Annotated in this window: 15 protein-coding genes and 2 pseudogenes; 9 read left to right on the forward strand and 8 right to left on the reverse strand. The window is 70.6% G+C overall.

Annotated elements, in window-relative coordinates; translation table 11 throughout:
• Nucleotides 1-499: 499 nt before the first annotated feature.
• The 4 genes and pseudogenes from AC0GKK_RS27485 to AC0GKK_RS27500 all read left to right on the forward strand — a co-directional run bounded on the left by AC0GKK_RS27485 (nt 500) and on the right by AC0GKK_RS27500 (nt 4,017).
• Nucleotides 500-1,216, forward strand: coding sequence for a ParA family protein (locus AC0GKK_RS27485; RefSeq protein ID WP_253068802.1), 717 nt, complete (start codon nt 500-502; stop codon nt 1,214-1,216).
• A 3-nt stretch (nt 1,217-1,219) separates the two neighbouring features.
• Nucleotides 1,220-2,146 (forward strand): ParB/RepB/Spo0J family partition protein, encoded by a 927-nt coding sequence (locus AC0GKK_RS27490; RefSeq protein WP_253068801.1) that lies wholly within the window; start codon nt 1,220-1,222, stop codon nt 2,144-2,146.
• Between the two features lie 825 nt (nt 2,147-2,971).
• A pseudogene (locus AC0GKK_RS27495) lies at nt 2,972-3,061 on the forward strand (IS3 family transposase); the annotation flags it as partial.
• Nucleotides 3,062-3,189: 128 nt separating this feature from the next.
• Nucleotides 3,190-4,017, forward strand: coding sequence for an IS5 family transposase (locus AC0GKK_RS27500; protein ID WP_337826785.1), 828 nt, complete (start codon nt 3,190-3,192; stop codon nt 4,015-4,017).
• A gap of 18 nt (nt 4,018-4,035) precedes the next feature.
• Here the strand turns inward: AC0GKK_RS27500 and AC0GKK_RS27505 are convergent, their stop codons facing one another.
• Complete coding sequence (locus AC0GKK_RS27505) at nt 4,036-4,629, reverse strand: plasmid pRiA4b ORF-3 family protein (RefSeq protein WP_337826784.1); 594 nt, start codon at nt 4,627-4,629, stop codon at nt 4,036-4,038.
• A 107-nt stretch (nt 4,630-4,736) separates the two neighbouring features.
• Between AC0GKK_RS27505 and AC0GKK_RS27510 the strand changes: the two are divergent.
• Both AC0GKK_RS27510 and AC0GKK_RS27515 read left to right on the forward strand, forming a co-directional pair.
• Nucleotides 4,737-5,103, forward strand: a pseudogene (locus tag AC0GKK_RS27510) (DDE-type integrase/transposase/recombinase); the annotation flags it as partial.
• Between the two features lie 740 nt (nt 5,104-5,843).
• Entirely contained in the window at nt 5,844-6,539 is a 696-nt protein-coding gene (locus AC0GKK_RS27515) for a hypothetical protein (RefSeq protein ID WP_489884138.1), read from the forward strand.
• A gap of 147 nt (nt 6,540-6,686) precedes the next feature.
• On the opposite strand, the gene mobF is transcribed toward AC0GKK_RS27515, so the two are convergent.
• From mobF to AC0GKK_RS27545, 6 genes are all read right to left on the reverse strand, one after another.
• Complete coding sequence (gene mobF, locus AC0GKK_RS27520; RefSeq protein ID WP_489884139.1) at nt 6,687-11,378, reverse strand: MobF family relaxase; 4,692 nt, start codon at nt 11,376-11,378, stop codon at nt 6,687-6,689.
• 237 nt (nt 11,379-11,615) lie between these two features.
• Nucleotides 11,616-12,893, reverse strand: coding sequence for a hypothetical protein (locus AC0GKK_RS27525; protein WP_489884140.1), 1,278 nt, complete (start codon nt 12,891-12,893; stop codon nt 11,616-11,618).
• On the reverse strand, nt 12,890-13,663 hold the full coding sequence (locus AC0GKK_RS27530) for an AAA family ATPase (RefSeq protein WP_100877258.1): 774 nt from the start codon (nt 13,661-13,663) through the stop codon (nt 12,890-12,892). Before AC0GKK_RS27530 ends, AC0GKK_RS27525 begins: the two co-directional genes overlap by 4 nt.
• A gap of 2 nt (nt 13,664-13,665) precedes the next feature.
• On the reverse strand, nt 13,666-15,306 hold the full coding sequence (locus AC0GKK_RS27535; RefSeq protein WP_100877259.1) for a TnsB C-terminal domain-containing protein: 1,641 nt from the start codon (nt 15,304-15,306) through the stop codon (nt 13,666-13,668).
• The gene (locus AC0GKK_RS27540) at nt 15,303-15,578 is read right to left on the reverse strand and encodes a hypothetical protein (RefSeq protein WP_489884141.1); all 276 of its coding nucleotides are present in this window, start codon (nt 15,576-15,578) and stop codon (nt 15,303-15,305) included. The genes AC0GKK_RS27535 and AC0GKK_RS27540 overlap by 4 nt, the downstream gene beginning before the upstream one ends.
• A gap of 96 nt (nt 15,579-15,674) precedes the next feature.
• Complete coding sequence (locus tag AC0GKK_RS27545) at nt 15,675-16,298, reverse strand: recombinase family protein (protein ID WP_100877261.1); 624 nt, start codon at nt 16,296-16,298, stop codon at nt 15,675-15,677.
• Nucleotides 16,299-16,504: 206 nt separating this feature from the next.
• On the opposite strand from AC0GKK_RS27545, the gene nicT reads away from it, so the two are divergent.
• Nucleotides 16,505-17,635, forward strand: coding sequence for a Nickel transporter NicT (gene nicT / locus AC0GKK_RS27550; protein ID WP_208622871.1), 1,131 nt, complete (start codon nt 16,505-16,507; stop codon nt 17,633-17,635).
• Between the two features lie 49 nt (nt 17,636-17,684).
• On the opposite strand, the gene AC0GKK_RS27555 is transcribed toward nicT, so the two are convergent.
• Nucleotides 17,685-18,263 carry a histidine phosphatase family protein gene (locus tag AC0GKK_RS27555; protein WP_100877378.1) on the reverse strand — a complete coding sequence of 193 codons (579 nt, stop codon included), beginning with the start codon at nt 18,261-18,263 and terminating at the stop codon, nt 17,685-17,687.
• Between the two features lie 142 nt (nt 18,264-18,405).
• On the opposite strand from AC0GKK_RS27555, the gene AC0GKK_RS27560 reads away from it, so the two are divergent.
• Together AC0GKK_RS27560 and AC0GKK_RS27565 are read left to right on the forward strand one after the other, a co-directional pair.
• Nucleotides 18,406-18,615, forward strand: a complete 210-nt coding sequence (locus AC0GKK_RS27560; protein WP_100877263.1) for a CbtB domain-containing protein — start codon at nt 18,406-18,408, stop codon at nt 18,613-18,615.
• 17 nt (nt 18,616-18,632) lie between these two features.
• Nucleotides 18,633-19,376 (forward strand): CbtA family protein, encoded by a 744-nt coding sequence (locus tag AC0GKK_RS27565; RefSeq protein WP_100877264.1) that lies wholly within the window; start codon nt 18,633-18,635, stop codon nt 19,374-19,376.
• Nucleotides 19,377-19,445: the final 69 nt, after the last annotated feature.

A 19,445-nucleotide genomic window follows, 5' to 3' on the forward strand; every position in this document is an offset into this window, starting at 1 on the left:
GCCAAGCGCATGGTCCGGGAAGCACGACAGCAGGAGCCCGGCCTGTCGGTCAACGCCGCCTGCAAGCGGATCGGGCCGCAGCTGGGGATCCTGCCCGATACGCTGCGGGGCTGGTGCAAGCAGGCCGATATCGACGACGGGCTGGCGCCTGGGACGTCGCCGACGCCGTCGACGTCACGGATCGATCCGACTATTCGGATATCGCCACCGACACAGCCATCCTGCGGGACAGGTCCAGCATTCCGATCGATGCTCGCGGCTACCAGTCGATTCACCCCGCATAGGCGCGCTCGACTGGTATCGGGGGCTGACAGGGTGGAGTGCGGCTCGATCACCCTGACGAGATCAATCGTACATATGTTCGTCGAATGTATGTTCGATGTTTCCAGCGGCGCGCGGAGGACGCCCCACCTGCACAAAGGCGTGGGCAGGGTCTGCCACGATGGAGGGGATCCGAAGTACCACCTGCCAGGTGGGAAGCAGACGGAGGGATTACTCCATGGCTCGCGTACATGTGGTTGCAAATCAGAAGGGCGGCGTCGGGAAGACGACCGTCACGGTCAACTTGGCCGCGGTCGTCGCGGACACCCTGGGCGGGACCGCAGAGTCGTCGCCGGTTCTGGGTGTTTCCACTGACCCACAGGCCTCGATGCTGGAGTGGGCCCAGCGGGTCGGGGACGACCTGCCGTTCGACTTCGAGCAGTGCCACGACAATCCGCAGTTGCTCGGCAAGTTGCGGGAGATCAAGCAGTACTCACACATCTTCGTCGACACCCCGGGGAGCCTGGAAGACGAGTCGATTCTACAGACCGTCCTGACACAGGCCGATGATGTCATCGTCCCGCTGGAGCCCGAACCAATGTCGTTCTCGCCGGCGACGCGCTCCATCCAGCGGGTCATCGAGCCCGCGGGGGTCCCGTGGCGCGTGCTGCTCAACAACTGGGATCCCCGCGACGGGACGGGCGACCTCGACCAGACCCGCGACTATGTGGCCGCGAAGAAGTGGCCCGTGTTCAACACGGTCATCCGACACTACAAACTCCACACACGTGCCTCAGCCGAGGGCGTCACCGTGGTCCAGTACGCCAAGAACCGCGTGGCCCTCGAAGCGCGTCAGGACTTCTTCAAACTCGCCCTGGAGGTCCTCGGCACTGGTGGTGAAGGGCCGCGACACGCGAGCGGTGTAAACGACGTTTACACCCCTGGTGAGGGCTGAGCCGTGGGTAAGCGCGTCAACCTGGCGGAGCTCGCACGGGAAGAGGTGCCCGAGGACTACTCGGCCCGCACGCCAGTCGAAGCATCAGCCGCCCCGGCGCCACCGCCGCCGACCGCCCCCCAACCTGTCGTGGAAGCGGATCCCGGTCCGGCCACGTCGATGCTCCCGGTCGGGGACATCGTGTCCAACCCGCTCAACCAACGCGCTGCCGCGGACGAAGAGGATGCCGAGTTCTACGAGCTCGTCGCGACGATTGGCAATCACGGGGTCTTGCAGCCCATCGTCGTCTGCTCGGCTGCTGCTTTCGTCGATCGGTACCCCGAGCAGCAGGCCGCTGTGGGCAGCGCCCGTTGGGTAGCGCTGATCGGCAATCGCCGGCTTCGCGCCGCTGGGGTGGCTGGGCTGCAACAGATCCCGGCTCTGGTCAACGACGACCGGGTCGCCTCGATGTACGAGGTCATGCTGGTGGAGAACAGCCACCGCAAGGCCCTTGGTCCACTCCATGAGGCAGAGGCGATGAAGCGCCTCCTCGAAGAGGCGAACATCAGCCGGCGGGCTTTGTCGACACGGATCGGACGCACTCCGATGTATGTCAGCCAACGGATGGCCCTGCTCGACCTGATTCCTCCGCTGCGGGATGCACTCGAGACCGGGACGCTCAAGCTCGAGCAGGCCCGCCAGTTCGGCACTCTGCCGATATCGGAGCAGGAAGCCATCGCCGCAGCCGGCCCCCCGTATCGGCGGCGGCCGGCGGGAGGCGCCCTGGGTAACTCCGAGTTGCCGAAGCGCACGCGCCGCAGCATCGCGGTGTCGAGCCCGGCTCGCGCCGCTGCGTCGATCCGGGAAGTGTTCACCGAGACCGAACGGGCCGAGCTCGTCCGTCTGCTCCTCGAGTCCACCACCGCGCCTGACGCCAGTCCTGCGGAGTGACGGCGTAGGACGAGCCAGATCCTCTGGCTCCGAAGTGCAGCGGCACCTGCACATGGTCTGGGTGTAAACGACGTTTACACCCAGGCCTTTCGCTGCCCATTCGATCCTCTGATGATCCACCGCCGCGGGTGTCGGCACACACGCGATCGGTTGGTGCCGACAGCTCGCACCAACGTTGTGCAGGTCCGCGATAGGGCGACCACGGCCCTGTCAAGCCCCACCAGTGAACCGCCCCGGCATGGCCGGAGACTTGATCTTCTGAGGAGATGGAGCCAGGACACGTCGTCGTTCCCAGGGGCACTACCCACCGAAGTTGCGGGAGCGGGCGGGCGGTGCGCATGGTCGCCGAGATCGCGGGTGACTACGACTCGCAATGGCCGGCGATGCGCGCGGTCGCGGAGTACTTGGGGGTCGGCTCGGTGGGACGGTCCGCAAATAGGTCCAAGCCGAGCTCGACACCGATGACCGGCCGGAACCCACGACCGAGGAGTCCGAGGAGCTCAAGCGCCTGCGGCGGGAGAACACCGAACTTAGACGGGCCAACGAGATCCTGGGGACGGCGTCGGCCTTTCTTCGCGGCCGGGATCTACCGGGCACAGAGGCGCTGGTGAGGTTCATCGACCAGCACGTCGCCCACACCACCGCGGGCCGGCGGTGGGTCGACCTGTGCCCAGCTCGCCGAGGTGGGTGCGGCGATCCTCCCGCCGACTTACTACGCCGCCCGGGCCGCAGCGCCGACTCGCCAACAGCAGCGCGACCGGGGGGCTGACCGCCCAGATCCGGCGGGTGCACGCCGAGAACTAGGGCGTCTATCGGGAGCGGAGGGTGTGGGCTCAGCTATACCGCGAGGGAGCCGAGATCGCTCGCTGCACGGTCGAGCGGCTGGTGCGCGAAGCCGGGCTAGTCGGGGTGCGCCGCGACCGCCGGATCCGGACCACGATCGCCAGTGCCCGGGCCCCGGGCGGCGGACTTAGAGGTCGTTGCAGAAGTCGGGGTGTGTCGGTCCTATGTAGATGGATCTGGTCGGGTGATGCTCGGGGTCGATGGCAAGGGCATCGACGGTCGAACGACTGGTCACCGACGAGCTGTGGGAGCTGGTTGAGCCGCTGCTTCCCCGGCCTCGGCCACGTCGGCGAGGCGCGCGGACGGGCCGGCCACCGGTACCGGACCGGGCCGCGCTGGCGGGGATCGTGTTCGTGCTGGCCACGGGGATCGGCTGGAACGACCTGCCGCCCGAGTTGGGCTGTGGATCAGGGACCACCTGCTGGCGACGGCTACGCGACTGGCAGCGGGCGGGGGTCTGGGGTGAGCTGCACCGAGTGGTCCTTGATCGGCTCGGCCAGGCTGGGGTTCTGGACTGGTCGCGAGCTGCGGTGGACTCGGTCAGCGTGCGCGCCAAGCGCCGCGGCGAACAGACAGGGCCCTCGCCGACCGACCGTGGGAAGGCCGGGTCGAAGTACCACGTGCTCTGCGACCGCAACGGCCTGCCGCTGCACGCGGTCGTGTCCGGCGCGAACACCCACGACAGCCGGATGCTGGCCGAGCTGCTCGACACCAATCCCGGCGTCCGCGAACGGTGCGGCCAGGCCGGACGCCCGCGGCGGCGTCCCGGCAAGCTGCACGCCGACAAGGGCTACGACTACCCACGGTGTCGGCGCTACCTCTCCGGGCGCGGGATCGGGGTGCGGATCGCTCGCCGCGGAGTCGAAGACTCGGCCCGGCTCGGCCGGGTCCGGTGGGTCGTGGAGCGCACGATGGCCTGGCTGCTGTCGTTCCGGCGGCTCGGGCTGCGCTACGAACGCTCCCGCACCAGCATCGAGGCCTTGCTGAAGCTGGCGTGCGCGTTGATCTGCTTGCGCCGTCTGCCCTGAACGACCCCTCGCGGTGGATCAGGACCGCGCCGTCGCGCTCGACCCGGCCAGCGGCGACCAGGCCAACCGCTCCAGCGCTCGGTCGGTGCCGGCGAGGTCGAAATGGTGCGGATCGAACTGGTCCGAGCCCCACCACTCGACCCGCTCGGCGTGCTCAGCATGATCGGGATCGGCGAGCGCGTCGACGAACTCCGGGTAGCCGAACACCCCGCCCACGTCCTCGGGTGGACATGCACCCTGCCCCTCGACACAGCGCGGGTAGCGCACCCCAGGCTCTGGAGTGGTGACTGCGTCGACGGTCAGGACGTGGTGCCAGTTGTCGCCGAAGTCGTAGACATAGCCCGCGTCCTGCCCGGCGGCCAGCACCCGGAACAGCTTCGTCTTGGCCTCGTCGAGCGTGCCGGAGTCCCAGTCCGGATCAGGCATCCCATAGCGCACAGCGTCGATCTCGAACTCGTGCAGGTGGGAGTTGGTCCAGCCCATCGCGTCCTGCACGACCTCGTGCAGGACCGCGAGACTGGCCTCACCCGGGACCTCGACCACCCGCCGCACGGTCGGTTCGACATCGACCAGCACGATCTCGATCCGGAAGATCTTCGTCTTCGTCGTCACCCGAGGCCTCGCCATGCCCGCGATGCTCCCACCGCCCCTGGGAGCGCCCGGTACCCGCTCCCGGACTTCTGCAATGACCTCTTAGTCGGGCGCCCGTGCGACCGGCAGCGCCCGACCGGTTGCCGATCGCTGACTTCACCTACGTCCCCACCCTGGTCCGGGATGGTCTACGTCGCGTTCGTCATCGACGCGTACTCGCGACGGATCCTAGGCTGGCGCGCAGGCACCTCGACGCGCACCGAGCTTGTGCTCGACGCACTCGAGCAAGCGGTATGGATCCGCGCACAGGACAGCCACGACGACCTGCCTGGGATCATCGCCCACTCCGACGCCGGGTCTCAACACCGGTCCATCGCCTACACCGAACGCCGCGCCGCGGCTGGAGCGGCACCCTCGGTCGGGTCGGTCGGCGACGCCTACGACAACGCCGTGGCTGAGTCCACGATCAAGCTGATCGAGACCGAACTGATCAAGCCATGTCGATCGGAACTAAGATCCCGTCTCTGCAATGGTGGGCGCAGGGACAAGGACGACCGCCCCCAGACCAGCGCCGACAGCTGATCGAGTCAGTGTCGGCTTCGCAGCCCGAGGCCTGTAAACGGCGTTTACCCCATCCTGCACGGTCGCGACTTCGCCCCGAGCCGAGATTCCTGGAGCGGCGACGGCTTCGAGGGCGAGCTAGATGCTGCAGCCCGACCCTCCCGCTTCGACAGCGGTGCAGACCTGACCGAGGTCCGGCATCGGTCAGGTGAAAGGACCTCCATCCCTGATGACTATTTACTGCCAGCCCTACCACTGTTGCAACGACTCCCCGCCGTGCTCTTAGCGCGCTGACCGTAGGTCTCATGCTCTGCACTTCCCCCGCCCGCTGGCGGCGCCAGCTGCACACCCCGCTCAGCTGCAAGCCTCGCTGGATCTTGGCGCAACCGCTCGACCCACCACCTGGACCAGGCTATTTGCGATAGCCTGTCACTTTAGTGACTATCGAGCCTTTCCGGCTAAAAGCCCAACCAACTGGCTGGTGCAGAACTCTGACCGAAGAACTTCCCTTAGGCTAAGGGAGGGCCCCACCTGCACTTGCAGCGACATCGGGACCAGGGGCGGGGTAGGAGGCCAGGATGATTCGTGGTCGTTTTGGCGATACCCATGTCGCACCGGCACCGCTCCTCGATGTCGGTGACGCCCATGCGTCGCCGCCAGCTGACTCACATGAGGTGCAGTTCCGCATTCCTCTCTCGCTCTCGGCGATGCTCGACGGCATGGCCAGAGCCGGCTTGGACGAGGACGTCGCGGCGTGGGGGACGGCCTACACCCAGCTGGTGCAGGACCAGGTTCTGCGCCGTGTGCAGGAGGCGTGTGGCTACGCGGCTGATCCCGCGAGACCGGATGTCGGTCGCCCGGCGCGTCTGGAGTTGGCGGCCGTGGTGGAGGCTGCGGTGCCGGGGATCGACGCGACGCGGTGGCACTGTCACGTCTACATAGGGTCTACAGCGTGCGTGCTGGCCACAGGGGAGCGGTTCCCTGTCTATGTGCCGAAGATCCAGCGGGGTGTGTTCGGCCTTGCTGACGGGTTCCACACCCGGGACGTGCGAGAGCTCGCGGAGCGCGAGTTCGGCGTGACATGGGGTCGTCCTCGGCCGAGCGCCAAGCTGGACGAGATCGTGGATCCGCCGTGGCACGAGCACATCAGTCCTTCGGCTGTCCGTGGTGTGTGTCCCGGGCCGTGGGAGGTCCAGGGTGTGCGGGTTGTGGCCGACGAGGAGAGCCTGCGTGTTGCGGCGGAGCAGGAGGTGTTTCTGCGCGCGGAGCTGGAGCGGCGGGCATCCGAGCCCGAGCCGTCGCCGCCGTCGCTGATGGAGCGGTACGCCGAGTTGCTCGGTGATGCGGCGGTTTCACCGCGGTCTCGCTGACCGCGCGGCAACCGCCGCCGTTCCACCGTGTCGGGAGGTATCGTCCGGGCAGACTGCCGCGGGTTCTGAGACACCCCCCTGGGGGAGCCCCCGCGCTCTTGTGCGGAGGTCCTGGCTTCTCGCCGGGCCGCCTGCGGGGCGGCGGGATTAGTCGTCGTAGCCGTAGTCGGTGTCGTAGGGGTCGTAGTCCGCGCCGTGCTCCTGGACCTGTTCGTGGATCTGCTCGGCCTGGCCACTGTGGTGCTGGTGGCGTTCGTTCTCGATGGCGAGCTGGTCGCGGTGGGCCCGTTCGGCATAGCCACTATCGAGGTCGCGGTCCTGGTGGGGCTGGTCGTTCTGGACACGGGCCTGCTGGTGCAGCTCTCGGAGCTGCGACTCACGGGTCACACGGCGTAGACCATCGACTGCGTCGCGTGCCGCGCCCGGGTCGCGCTCGCCGCTGTGGCCAGCACCGTTGTCCACGGAGGGTTCCTCCTGGGAGGCCTCGGGTGTCGCGCTCCCGCGCGGCTCCTGCACGTCCGGTTCGACCGCAGGAGAGTCGACGCGGTGCCCGAGGTCCGGGGCCGGCCCCGACTCCGAGTCCGCGCCCGGCCCCTCATGCTCGGCACTCGACTGCGTGGCGGCTGGGCTGCTCTCGGGCTCTGCGGCCCCGGCGGGTTCCGGGACGTCGGTGGGCAAGGTGAGTTGTTCCCCTGTTGCGGGGGTCGGGGTGTCGCGCCAGGCGGGGAGCTGGCGCCGTTCCAGTTCTCCGGCCGCGGCCTGGTCGGCCTCGCGCAGCGGGGCAACCTCGTCCCACCACTGCTGCCGGGCCTCGTACTCCTCGGCCATGTCCGCCGCTTGGGCGGTGTAGGTCTGGGCGAGGGCGCGGTAGCGGTCGGCGGCCTCGATCAGCTCGTCGCGGTCGGGACCGTCGGCTGTGGCGTCTGCTTCGGCTGCGGTGAGCACGGCGTCGTCGTTGATCTCGGTGGCCAGCCGCTGGGTGGCGGCCAGGTCCTCGCCGACGGCGCGGGGCCCGTACTCATCGGCGTGATACAGCGCGAGCGCCCAGGCTTCGCGGGCCTGGTAGAGCTCGCTGTCGGTCTTGTGCTGCCAGGCCAGCGCGGTCGGGTCGGGGTCGAGGGCTTCGGTGGCCTCGCGCCACAGCGCGTAGGCGAAGGGCTGCTGGGTCGGCGGCGCCTGCCCGAGCGAGGACTGGTGCTCGGGAATGCCTCGGTACTCCCGGTACGCCGCGACCACTCCGGCGCGGTGCTCCCATGCGTGGCGGGCCTCGGTGTCATCCTGGTCAGGGACGTCCGGGAGCCGGTCGAGCGCCCACTGCGGCGGGTCGAGAGCGATCTCGGTTCCGAGCGCGCTCTGCCGGTCGGCGGCCAGTTCCCCGAGCTGGTGGAGGTAGTCGCGGACGGGGCCGGGGGCCAGGGTGTCGGCAACCGCGGTCCAGCCGTGGTCCGGCTCGACAGTTCCGTTCTCCGGTGCGCGGTCGGTGGTGAGCTCACCGACGCGCCAGTGCAGAACCTTCGCGATGGACTCGGCGTCGTCGAACCCGCGGCGTTGCACGGCCTCGGTGAGCAGCGCGCGCGGGTCGTGTCCGTCGAGTTCAGCACCGTAGACGGCGGCCAGCATGCGTCCGTAGGCGTCCTCGTCCTGCAGGCGTTCCATCTGCTCGTCGGTGAGCAGCTCTGTGAGGATGTCGGCGTTGCGGCCGCCGGAGGCCCGCATGCTGACCTGGTTGATCAGGGCACCCAGAGTCTCGAACGAGGCAGTGTCGTGCTCGGCGACCTCGCGCACGGTCAGCGCCGCTTCCGCGACCTCTGTGCGGGCGAGGATGTCGGTGAGCCGCTGGACGGGGGTGTCCTCGATGCGCCGCTGGTCGTGCCCGTCCGGGGCCTGCTCGGTGACCATGTAGAGCAGGTTGTTCTCCCGCCCGCGGCTGATCGGCACATACACCGACTCACGGGTCGCGTCACGGTCGAGCAACCCTCGCCCGACATCGACGGTCACGCCTTGGGCCGCATAGGCGGTGACGGCGTAGCCGAGGATGACGTGCTTCTCGACGTACTCGGGGGTCAGATGCGCGACCGCGCCGCGCTGGTCTCGCGCGAGGATCGCGCCGTCGCGGCTGAGGCCGATGACGGTGTAGCGCTCCTTGTTCAGGACCTCGCCAACGGTGCCGTCCGGAGCGGGATCCACGCGCAGTCGCCGGTCGTTGCGGGTCGCCTGGATCAGGTCCCCGACCCCTATCTTGTTCTCGACACCCCCGCGGCTCACTGTCGCCAGAACGTCGGGGGATACGCGTCCGAGGTCGACGAGGGTCTCGTGAACCTGCCTCGACATCTCCGCTGCTGTCCGGTTGGTGCCGACGATGAGCAGAGCGTCCTTGCCGTCGAGCATGTCGGCCATGTGCCCGCGCACGGCGTGCTCGCTCATCTCCTCCACCGTGCCCGTGCGCAGCCGCCCCCGGTCGGCGTACGCGGCGACCGCTGCAACGTCGCCCACGCGCAGCTGCAGCGACGCCTCGGCCTCCCAGGCGTGGCGGAACCGGTGGACCGTGTCCAGCTCGAGGACGCCGGCCTGGGCGGCGAGGTGGGCGAACATGCCGCCCGCGCCGACCGGCTGGAGCTGGTGGTGATCGCCGACCAGCAGCACCTTGGCCCCGGCGGCCGCAGCGGCGTCACTGATCTCGACCAGCTCGGCGGTGGTACTCATACCGGCCTCGTCGACGACCACCAGATCCCCGGCGCGCAGCCGATCACGAACCTCACCGGTGCTCGGGTCCGGTAGGAACCGCTGCCGCCACTGTGCGGTGTTCATCCCCTCCAGGCCGAGCTCGGCCAGGTTCCGCGCGGCCATCTCCGCGGTCGCCAAGCCCAGCACCCGGCCACCGTGCTCACCCGCCCACACGGCCGACAGGGCCCCGACGGTGTGCGACTTCCCGGTGCCCGCCGGCCCGACCAGCACGTCGACAGTCCGACCGGATCCCAACACCCCAGCCACCACGGCAGCCTGATCAGCAGACAGCTTCTGGACGCCGAGCACCGCACCGAGTTCGACGAGCCGGTTGGCCGGAAGCGGGGTGAGGCTGTCGGTCCGGCTGTAGCCCAGCAGCCGCTCCTCAGCGGTGACCGCCGCGGTGGTCGCGTAGCGCTCGTCGATGTGGGCGCGGAACATCGACCGGCCGTCGCCGCCGGCGCCGAGGCGGCGCAGCTCGTCCGGCACCGGCACCGGGTCGGACGCGGAGACCTGCACGATCCCGAACTGACCAGGTGCGGCCAGCACCGCCTCGGTGAGGGTGGCCATGAACGCCGGACGGGCGGCCGCGGCGACCCCGAGCGCGGCCGCGTGGTCACCGAGGTGGTCGTCGATGGCCGCGGTCAGGTTCCCGACCGTCCACGTCGCATACCGGCTCTGAACATCGGCCACGCCGCCCTCGATGGCGTTGGCCACTGTCCCCGCGAGTGTGGCCGCGCGCTCGCCGACAGGCGTCTTCTGACCGGACACCGCCCGGCCGGCGCCGATGACAGCCAGCACCTCCAGCGCAGCCTCCCGGCCGTCCCTAGCCAGCGCCTGGTCACCACGTGCGGACACCGGATGGGTACCGTTGGCCGCCGCGGCCATGACCACCTCGTCGACCGCGTCCAGCGCGGCCGCGAGCCTGGCCGCCCGCCCCGGCTGGCCGGTCGTCCACGCCAGGACCGCGGCCGGGCCGGCCAGTCCGCGCTTCGGTTCACGGGTGCCCTTGACCGCCTGCTCCACCAACGCCCGCCGCGCCCGCGGCCCCGGGGCCCGCCCGTGCCGGGCTGTGTAGGCCTCCACCAGCTCCGCGACCGCCGGCCGGACACGCTCCAAGGTGCGAGTGCTCGCCTGCGCCAGCAGTTCCGGGTCGAACCCGACGATCTCCCGTGCCAGCCCGTCCGGACGCTGCTGGAACAGCACCCCCATCTGCTCGGTCAGCAGCTGCTGGTATGCCCGCGTGTAGGCCGCCGACAGCGCCTCCTTCACCGGCCGGAACGCCTGCCCATCCAGGGCCAGCACGCGCCCATCCGCGGTCGCAGCACGGTTCAGCACCCCGGCATGCGAGTGCAACTGCGGCTCACCGTCGCGGTTGGTGTGGTGGCCGTAGACCACGGCGGCCAGACCCGTGGCCGCCTCCCACTGACCCACTGTCCGCCCGGCCGGGCCCCGTCCCTCGTGGCGGCCCGAGCGGACATACGCCACGTCGGACTGCACCGCCGACAGAGCGATCCGCACCGCCTCGTCATGCGCCCAGCGGACCGTCTCCGCGCCCGCGTTGTCGCCGGCGGCGAGCAGTGCCGTGTAGTACATCGACACCGACTTCACCGGTGAGAACGTCACGTCGTAGTAGGCCGTCGGAGTACGGGTGTTGCGGTTGGCCGACGTCTCGATCTCGAAGCGCCGCTCCGCCGACGCGTTCGGTTCTTCCTTGAGTGCGTCGGCCACGATCTGGGCTGCTGTGCGGAACTTCCGCGGCTTCGAGCCGAGGAAGACCGGCGTCTTCTCGGTCGACCCGGCGAGCACGTGGTCGGGGTAGCGCAGCTGCCCGAACACCGCCCGAACGTCATCCGCTGCAGCCGTGTCGCCGGCCTCGAACGGCAGTCCGAGAGCCTCGAAACCGGCACCGAACCAGACGCCGTCGGGCTCGCCGCGCTCGGCCGCAGAGGTCAGATACTCGGCCGCCCCGGGGATCCGCTGAAAGCCATCCCCGGCGTTCTCGACACCCTGTTCCGAACCGTGCTCGTGGCCCTGTTCGGGGCGCGAATCGCACCCGTGGAGCAGGTACTCGACAGACCCGGGCGCCATCGCAGTGACCCGCACGACGCCCATGGCGAGAACGCTACGCGACCAGCACCGCATCCGGCAAGATCATTTGATGCATAGGTGTGAGACCTTGAAGCAAGTAAGGGGAGGACATAGGATCATGAGCAGAACAAGTGTGGAGCGCGGCGAAAAGTGCAGTGGGATGCGCGGGCAAAGTTGCAGTAGGCGCGGCGAAAAGTTCAGTGACTCACGTCGGGAGCGGGGGCGCCGGTGAGCAGTCGGCGACGAGAGTCCCCGGGCAGCTCAGGGTCTCCAGCGGCGGCGACGAGGTAGCGAGCCGTGGTCGGGCTGGAGACGCGGTCGGGGCGGGGCTCCTTCGAGCCGGACCCGTCCGGTGTTGACCAGTTCGGCGACGAAGGGCCGTTCGGGACCGAAGTCGCTGCGCTCGAACGAGGGAGGCAGAGCCACCTCGGCGCGCCCGGCAACGCGAGTGATGAGGTTGGCCATGGCCTGCGCGCAGTACGACGTGTCGTCCGTACGCGTCAGGAACGTGTAGGGCGGGAGCCCGCGCATGCGGTGCTCGATCAGGGCGGCCCGCAGGATGACCTGGACCGATCCGGGGATGCGGTAGCGGCCCGGCAACAGGTCGACGTGCCCGCCGTCGGGGCTGACGCTGCGCTGCATGCACCCTGCGATGCGGCCGGGTCGGGCGTCGGTGGCCCACGTAAGCAGCAGCGCGACGGCGCTGGTCGGGCACACGATCCGGCGCAGCCGGGTCACGACCGGTGCCGGTAGGCGTGGACCGATCAGCTCCCGGAGATGTTGCGCGTCGGGCAGCACGAGGGTGAGCCCCTCGATGGCGAACCCGGCGCGCGCGGCGTCTAGGAGCAGGTCCAGCTCGGCCCAGGTGGCGGCGTCGATGCTCAGCCGCTGCAGCAGCGCCCCGAGCTCGCACCCGGGCTGGGTGTAGCGGCGCTGCCGGGGCGGGGCGACCCGCCACAGCCGGGCCTCGCGCCGGGCCTCGGTGACCGCCTCGCGGTGGATCGCGTCCACCGACCGCAGCCGGACCTGCTCCGATGACACCGGTCGGGCGCGGCCACGCCGGAGCGTGTCGACCGCCGCGGGCCAGGACCAGATCTCACCGATCCGGCCCGGCCCGGGTGGGTCGCTGTGGTGCCAGACCAGCCAGATCGTGGTGCCGGTCGCGGCGGCCAGCTCGGCGAACCGGTCGAGCAGCGGCGGCCGCAGCAGGTGCGCACGCAGCACCACCAGGTGCTCGACGCGCTCGGCGCACATCCAGACCTGCACCAGGCGCGCGCCATCGCGCAGGCGCCGTTCCCGGGCGAGCGCGTCGCGCGGCTTGCCCAGGGCCTCGAGCAGGTCCCGGATCAGCACCGGCCAGGTCGCGCCCGGCGTGGGATGACACACCGCCCGACCGCCGGCCAGATCGTGCATCGCGGTCAGCTGCCGCAGGCAGGCGTGGTCGTCATCGGGATCGTGCACCCACCGCAGCCCCGCCCCGGCCGACGACGCCGGCGCCGCGCCCACGCGGCCGCTGGGCGCCGGGGCGGAGCCGGTCACGCGCTCACGCCGCCGCCGTGCAGGGTGAACGCGTTGCGGGCCACGGTCTCATCGACCCGGTCGGCGCCGGTGGTCGCGCACAGCGCGGCCGCGGTCCGGGTGAACGCTGCCCAGTGCCGCAGGTTGCCGTGCGCGAAGTGGTCATCGACCAGCAGGAGCAGCTCGGCGTCGACACCGTCGTAGAGCGCGTGATAGGTCGGGATGAACCGAACCACCTCGGCCGGGGTGAGCGGTTCCACGCTGACCCGGCGGTAGATCCGCGAGCGCAGCATCGGTTCCCGCGACAGCACCTTCCAGGTGCCGTCCCCGCCGACCAGCAGCAACGCGAACCGCGTCGCGCGGTGGTCGTGCAGGTAGCGCAGGTACTCGATGCACTCGGTGTTCAGGCTCTGCGCCTCGTCGACCACCACCACGTGCCCGCCGCCGCCCGGCGGTGGGGCCAGTTCCTCGACCAGCTGCTCGGTGAGCACGAACCGGTTCCCGCGCCCGGTCGGCACCCTGGTGAGTTCGGCGAGCAGGTCGGCCGCGACCAGGCGCATCGTGGGGCGGCTGGGGAACTTCACCCAGCACGGCGCCCGCCCGGCCCGCCCGTCGACCACCGCGCGGGTCAGGGCCTGCTCGACCGCGTAGGTCTTGCCCAGCCCGGCCGGGCCGTGCACCGTGCCCATCGCCTGCACGGCGAGCAGGTCGGTCACCGCCCGCTCGACCATCAGCAACGAGTCGGTGGGCAGCGTGGCCGCGCCCTCGACATCCAGGAAATGCCGCACCATCCCTACCCCTTCCCGTCCTCCACCGTGCCCCCGAGGTCGGCCCCGGCCTTGTCCTCGCCGGGCTTGTCGGCTGCGCCGCGCGCCGGCCCGGCCTCCGGTGCTGCCGCCGGCCCTGCCTCGGGTGCTGCCGCCGGCGTCGGGTCACGCGGCGGGTTCCAGTACTCGAAGTCACGGTGCAGGCCCAGCAGGTCGGTACGGCCCAGCCGGCGCATCTCCCGCCCGTCGTCGTCGCGGCGATGGTGGCGCTCGCGCTGTTCCTGGCGGTCCTGCTCGGCGGTGACCACCGTGGTGTCCTCGCCCGGTCCGGGTGCGGTCAGCGGGGCCAGCCGGGCCCGAGCGCGCCGGCTCGCGCGGCGTTGCCGGCGGCCCAGCTCGGCGGCGTCGGCGTGGCGCCGGGCCAGCACCGCGGCCCGCTGCTCGGCGGTCAGCTCGTCCTGCGGGTAGGCGGTGCACAACCAGGTGTCGCCGCGGAAGATCTCGATCTGCCGCAGGTCGTGCGGGGTGTAGCGGACCCCGACCCGTTCGCCGACCAGCCCGTTGAGCTCCGGGGCGATGAACCGCACCCGCTCGAAGTGCACCCCGTCCTTGTTGATCGTCCGCTCGACGTCGGCCATCAACATCCACCGCAGCTGCTCGCCGGGCACCTCACGCAGCGGGGTCGCGTCCTCCTGCCAGCGCCCGAGCGGGGTCTGCCCGGCCAGCTCGCTGTGCACCCGCCGCAGGTTGTACTCGGTGATCCAGTCGGCGAAGTGATGGCTGAACAGCTCCAGGCTCATCGGGTCGGCGTCCGGCCCGAACAACCGCCCGTCCGCGCCCCGCGGGCCGTGGGTGTAGAACGGCAACCCGGACAGGAACTCCTGGTCCAGGGTCCGGTTGACCCGCTCGACCTTGCCCTTGCGGTGCGGCGTGTAGGGCGGAGTGGGCAACAGGTCGATCCCCAGCGCGGCGCACGAGCGCGCCATCGCGGTCGCCATGAACTCCAGCCCGCGGTCCGGGCGCAGCGCCTCCGGCAGCCCACCGAACGGGCCCCGCGCCGCGTCGAGGACCATGCCTTGCCGCAGCGCCGCGAGTACCACCGCCGAGGTCGGGTACAGCGACAACGCCCACCCCATGATCAGCCGTGAGAAGCCGTCGATGAACAGCGTCGCCCACGGCTTCCGCGGCCGCTGCGCCCGCGGGGCGAGCACCTGCACCGGCAGCTCGGTGTGGTCGCCCTCCCACAACGCGTTGCGCCGATTCGGCGCCCACCGCAGGTACACCTCATGCCGCCGCCGGCCCTCGACCCCGTCCACCACCGCAGCCCGCTCGGCCGGGGTCAGGTCCCGGGTGAAGGCCTCCTGCAGGCGACGCAGCGACGGCGCCCCCGCCCGGCCGGCATGCAGATCCCGATGCACCGCGGCCACGTTGCCGTGCCACTGGGCGTAGGCGTCCCGGTCGGCCTCGGTGACCACGTAACGAGCCCGCGGCCGCCGCTCCAGCCCGGCCGGATCTGTGGCCAGCCACCCCCACACGGTGCGCTCGGCCACCCCCACCCCGGCCGCGGCCCGCCGAACCTCGGCGCTGGTCAACGCACCCGCCGCGCGCTGTTCCCGCAGCCGCGCCACCAACAGCGCCTTCACCTGCGCGTCGACGTGCGTCGTCACGACGACCTCGCCCGACCGAACACCTGCCGGCACGGCGGGCACGTCATCACCGGGTCCAACGCCCAGCCCTGCGCGACCAACCACCCCCCTACCGCGGGGTCGGCCGTGGGGTCGGCGTCGGCGAGCGCCCCGGCCAGCAGCGGCCCGTCCCCGCAGTACGCACACACCACCTCGCTGACCGGTCCGGACGGGACGCAGCCGCGGCAGAACCCGCGGACCACCAGCTCGCCGGCCTCGCGTACCAGCCAGCGCACCGCCAGCTCGGCGCGCAACCGCGCCGCGGACTCGACGCTGCTCGACCGCGCTCCGCACCCGGGACACCCTCCACCCGTGGGAGAGCCTCGGCGCGCGACCGCGGACATAGGCGGCTACTCCTCCCGCTCCGGCGCGCCGGGAGTGCCCGCCGCGGTCAGCGACGTCGCCGGCCGCGGTGGCAGGTGCCGATACAGCGTGGTGCGCGCGATCCCGGTCTTGGCCACGATCTCCGCGATCGTGTCCCCGGCCTCGCGCAGGTGCACCGCGTAGTTCAGCTTGTGCGGGTCCACCACCGACGGCCGCCCGGTCCGGCGCCCCTTCGCCGTGGCGACCGCGCGGGCGTGCGCAGCCCGCTCCAGCATGTAGGTGCGTTCCATCTGCCCGAACAACGCCAACAACACCACCGCCAGCTGCGCCATCGGGTCCTCCGGGCGGGAGGAGTCCACCAAGATCGGGTCGGCCAGGTTGCGCACCCCGACCCCGCGCTCGGTCAGCTCGTGGATCATGTTCAGGGTGTCGCGGACGGTGCGGCCGAGCCGGTCGAGGGTGTGCACCACGATCACGTCGCCGTCGCGGGCGTACCCGAGCAGCGCGCGCAGCCCGGGCCGGTCGGTGGTCGAGCCGGACTTCTTGTCCACGAACGTCCGCTCGGGCGCGATCCCGACCTCGGCGAGCGCGTGCAGCTGCCGGTCGAGGTCCTGCTTCGCGGTCGAGACCCGCGCATAGCCCAGATCCACACCCGGACCGTACCGATGATCAGCCTCGTAGCTGCGCCGCGACACGCGGCGGCGGACCTGACATTCGGGACGGCGCGACCAGCGCCGTTGCTGGCGGGGGAGCGGGGCGGGCGGTGGTGTCCCACAACCAAGGTTGCGGAACACCGCGTCACGCGGCTTATCGCCGCATCTATGCAACGACCAGTTTGTGTCGGATAGTTACCCGCATGAGTGACGTGCTCTCGCCCCCCGTGGCCACTACACGCGCCGCCGCCCGGTGGGACCGGGCCGACAAATTGTCCATCCTTGGCATGGTCGGGTTCGTCCTGCTGCTCAACGTCGTGGGCTGGGGGGTGCTGGTCCTGGTGATCGCCCCGCAGAACCTGGCACTGGGCAGCACCGGGGTGTTCGGAGTCGGACTGGGGTTCACTGCGTTCCTGCTCGGGGTGCGCCACGCCTTCGACGCCGACCACATCGCCGCGATCGACAACACCACCCGCAAGCTGGTCGGCGAGGGCAAGCCCGGCCTTGGGGTGGGCTTCTGGTTCTCCCTGGGCCACTCCAGCGTGGTGTTCGGGCTCTCGCTGCTACTGGCGCTGGGGGTCAGCGTGCTCGTCGGCCCGGTCCAGGACGAGAACTCCCAGCTCCAGCAGACCCTCGGGCTGATCGGCACCATCGTGGCCGGGGTGTTCCTGATCCTGATCGGGCTGATGAACCTGTTCGCCGTGATCGGCATCGCCCGGGTGTTCCGCCAGATGCGCACCGGCGAGCTCGACGAGGCCGAGCTGGAGCGCCAGCTGCACAACCGCGGCTTCCTGGCCCGGCTGCTCGGCCGGGTGATGCGCCGGGTGAGCAAGCCCTGGCACATGTACCCGGTCGGACTGCTCATGGGACTGGGCTTCGACACCGCCACCCAGGTCGCCCTGCTCGTGCTCGCCGCCGGCTCCGCCGCGCTCACCCTGCCCTGGTACGCCATCCTCGTCCTGCCGGTGCTCTTCGCCGCCGGGATGAGCCTGTTCGACACCGCCGACGGCATCTTCATGGCCCGCGCCTACGGCTGGGCATTCCTCAAACCCGTCCGGAAGGTCTTCTACAACCTGACCGTCACCGTGCTCTCCGTCGTCGTCGCACTGGTCGTCGGGGTCATCGTGCTGATCGGGCTGCTCACGGAGAAGCTCGGCATCGACACCGGCCCACTGGCCGCCATCGGCACCCTCGACCTGAACTACGTCGGCTACACCGTCGTCGCCCTGTTCGTGATCACCTGGCTCGTCGCGTTGGCGATCTGGAAGTTCGGCCGGATCGAGGAGCGCTACAGCACCACCCCCAGCCCGGGCAGCCCGCGCCCGGGCCACTGACCACCACGAGCGGTTCGAGCAACAGGCCGGCCCGGCCCCGCAAATCGGTCTAGTCCTGTCGCGAGACGAGTGGCGCGGCGGTGGATCGCAGTGTCCACCGACCAGGCGATCCCCGAAGCTGGGTGGCGGTCAGGGGGGCGATGTCGATGCGCCAGAACGCCGAGAGCGGGGCGCCGATCGCGACGAGCACCGCAGACCGCACGACAGCCGAATGGGTGACCGCCACCGTGTGACCATCGTCGGGCACCGTGTCGAGCCAGTCGGCCACGCGGGCCAGCAGCTGCACGCGCGACTCGCCGCCGTGCGGCGCCGCGTCGGGCTCAGACAACCACGCCGTCACGGCGTGCGGCTCCGCAGCAGCGACCTCGTCAAGCGTCCGGCCCCGCCACCGTCCGAGGTCCCAGTCGGCCAGCGCCGGTTCGATCACGGCCGAGAACCCCAGCCCATCGGCGGTCTGGCAGCACGCCGGCGCCGGCGAGGTCAGGACCCGGACCGCCCGGGGCAGCCGCCCGCGGGCCTGCTCGACCCAGCCCGCCCCCCGGGCGTCGAGCGGCTCGTCCGAGGCGAACGCGGCGGAGTTGGTGGCCGAAGTCGACGAATGGGACACCAGTGTGATCCTGCTGCTCATCAACCCCTCCGAAGCGTCCTGACGGCCCTTGACACCGATCCGGCCCGCACCCACACTTCTCATCTGAATATCTGTTCAGATGAGAGAAGGCGCCGTCCCGGAAGTGCGTGGACGGCAGCCTCCCCGACAAGGAGATCCGATCATGGCTCAGGCGGCGGCACTGCCCGCGTCCACCCCGGTGACCATCCCCCTGAACCAGCTCCTCCCGTGGGCGGTGTTCGCCGGGGTCATCCTGCTCTCGCTGCTGTATCTGGTGGGCCTGGACCAGGGCGCCACGTCGCTGATCTCGGGCAGCATGCTGCACGAGTTCGTGCACGACGGGCGCCACCTCCTCGGCTTCCCCTGCCACTGACGGCCAGGACACCCATCATGGTGAGGACCCTGCTGATCCGGGGCATGATCGCCGGGCTGGTCGCCGGTCTGGCCTACTTCCTGTTCGCCTATCTGTTCGGGGAACCTCCCGTCGAGGCGGCCATCGGCTACGAGGACCAGGTCGCCACCGCGGCGGGCGAGGCCTCCACCGAGGAGCCGCTGGTCAGCCGCGGGATCCAAGCCACCCTCGGGCTGGCCACCGCCGCACTGATCTACGGCGTGGTGGTCGGTGGCATCCTGTCGCTGGTGTACGCCTCGGTGGTCGGGCGAGTCGGACGGCTCAGCGCGCGGGCGACCGCGGCGGTGATCGCGGGGATCGGGTTCGTCGCCGTGGCTCTCGTCCCGTTCATCAAGTACCCGGCCAACCCGCCCGCCTCGACGCTCGACACCACGGTCGGGCAGCGCGCCGGACCCTTCCTGGTGCTGATCATCGCGTCGGTGCTGCTCGCCGTCGGTGCGGTGATGCTGGGCCGCAGCCTCGCCGTGCGGATGGGTTCATGGAACGCCACCCTGGTCGCGGCCGCTGCCTATCTTGGCGCGGTGGGGATCGTCGGGTTCCTCCTGCCGACGGTCGCCGAGACCCCGACCGACTTCCCGGCCACCGTGTTCTACGACTTCCGGGTGGCGGCGATCGGCGGTCAGCTCGTGCTGTGGACCGTAGTCGGGCTCGTGTTCGGTGCGTTGATCGATGGCCGGTCGCGGCGGCGCTCCAGCAGCACAGTCGATGCCGCCGCTGGATAGTCCAGGGCTCGTTCCCCCGTCGTGTCGGCCTGGCCGCCGCGACGGGGAACGCCGCTTCCGCGAACGAGG

This window comes from Pseudonocardia sp. P-1 (genome assembly GCF_058111925.1).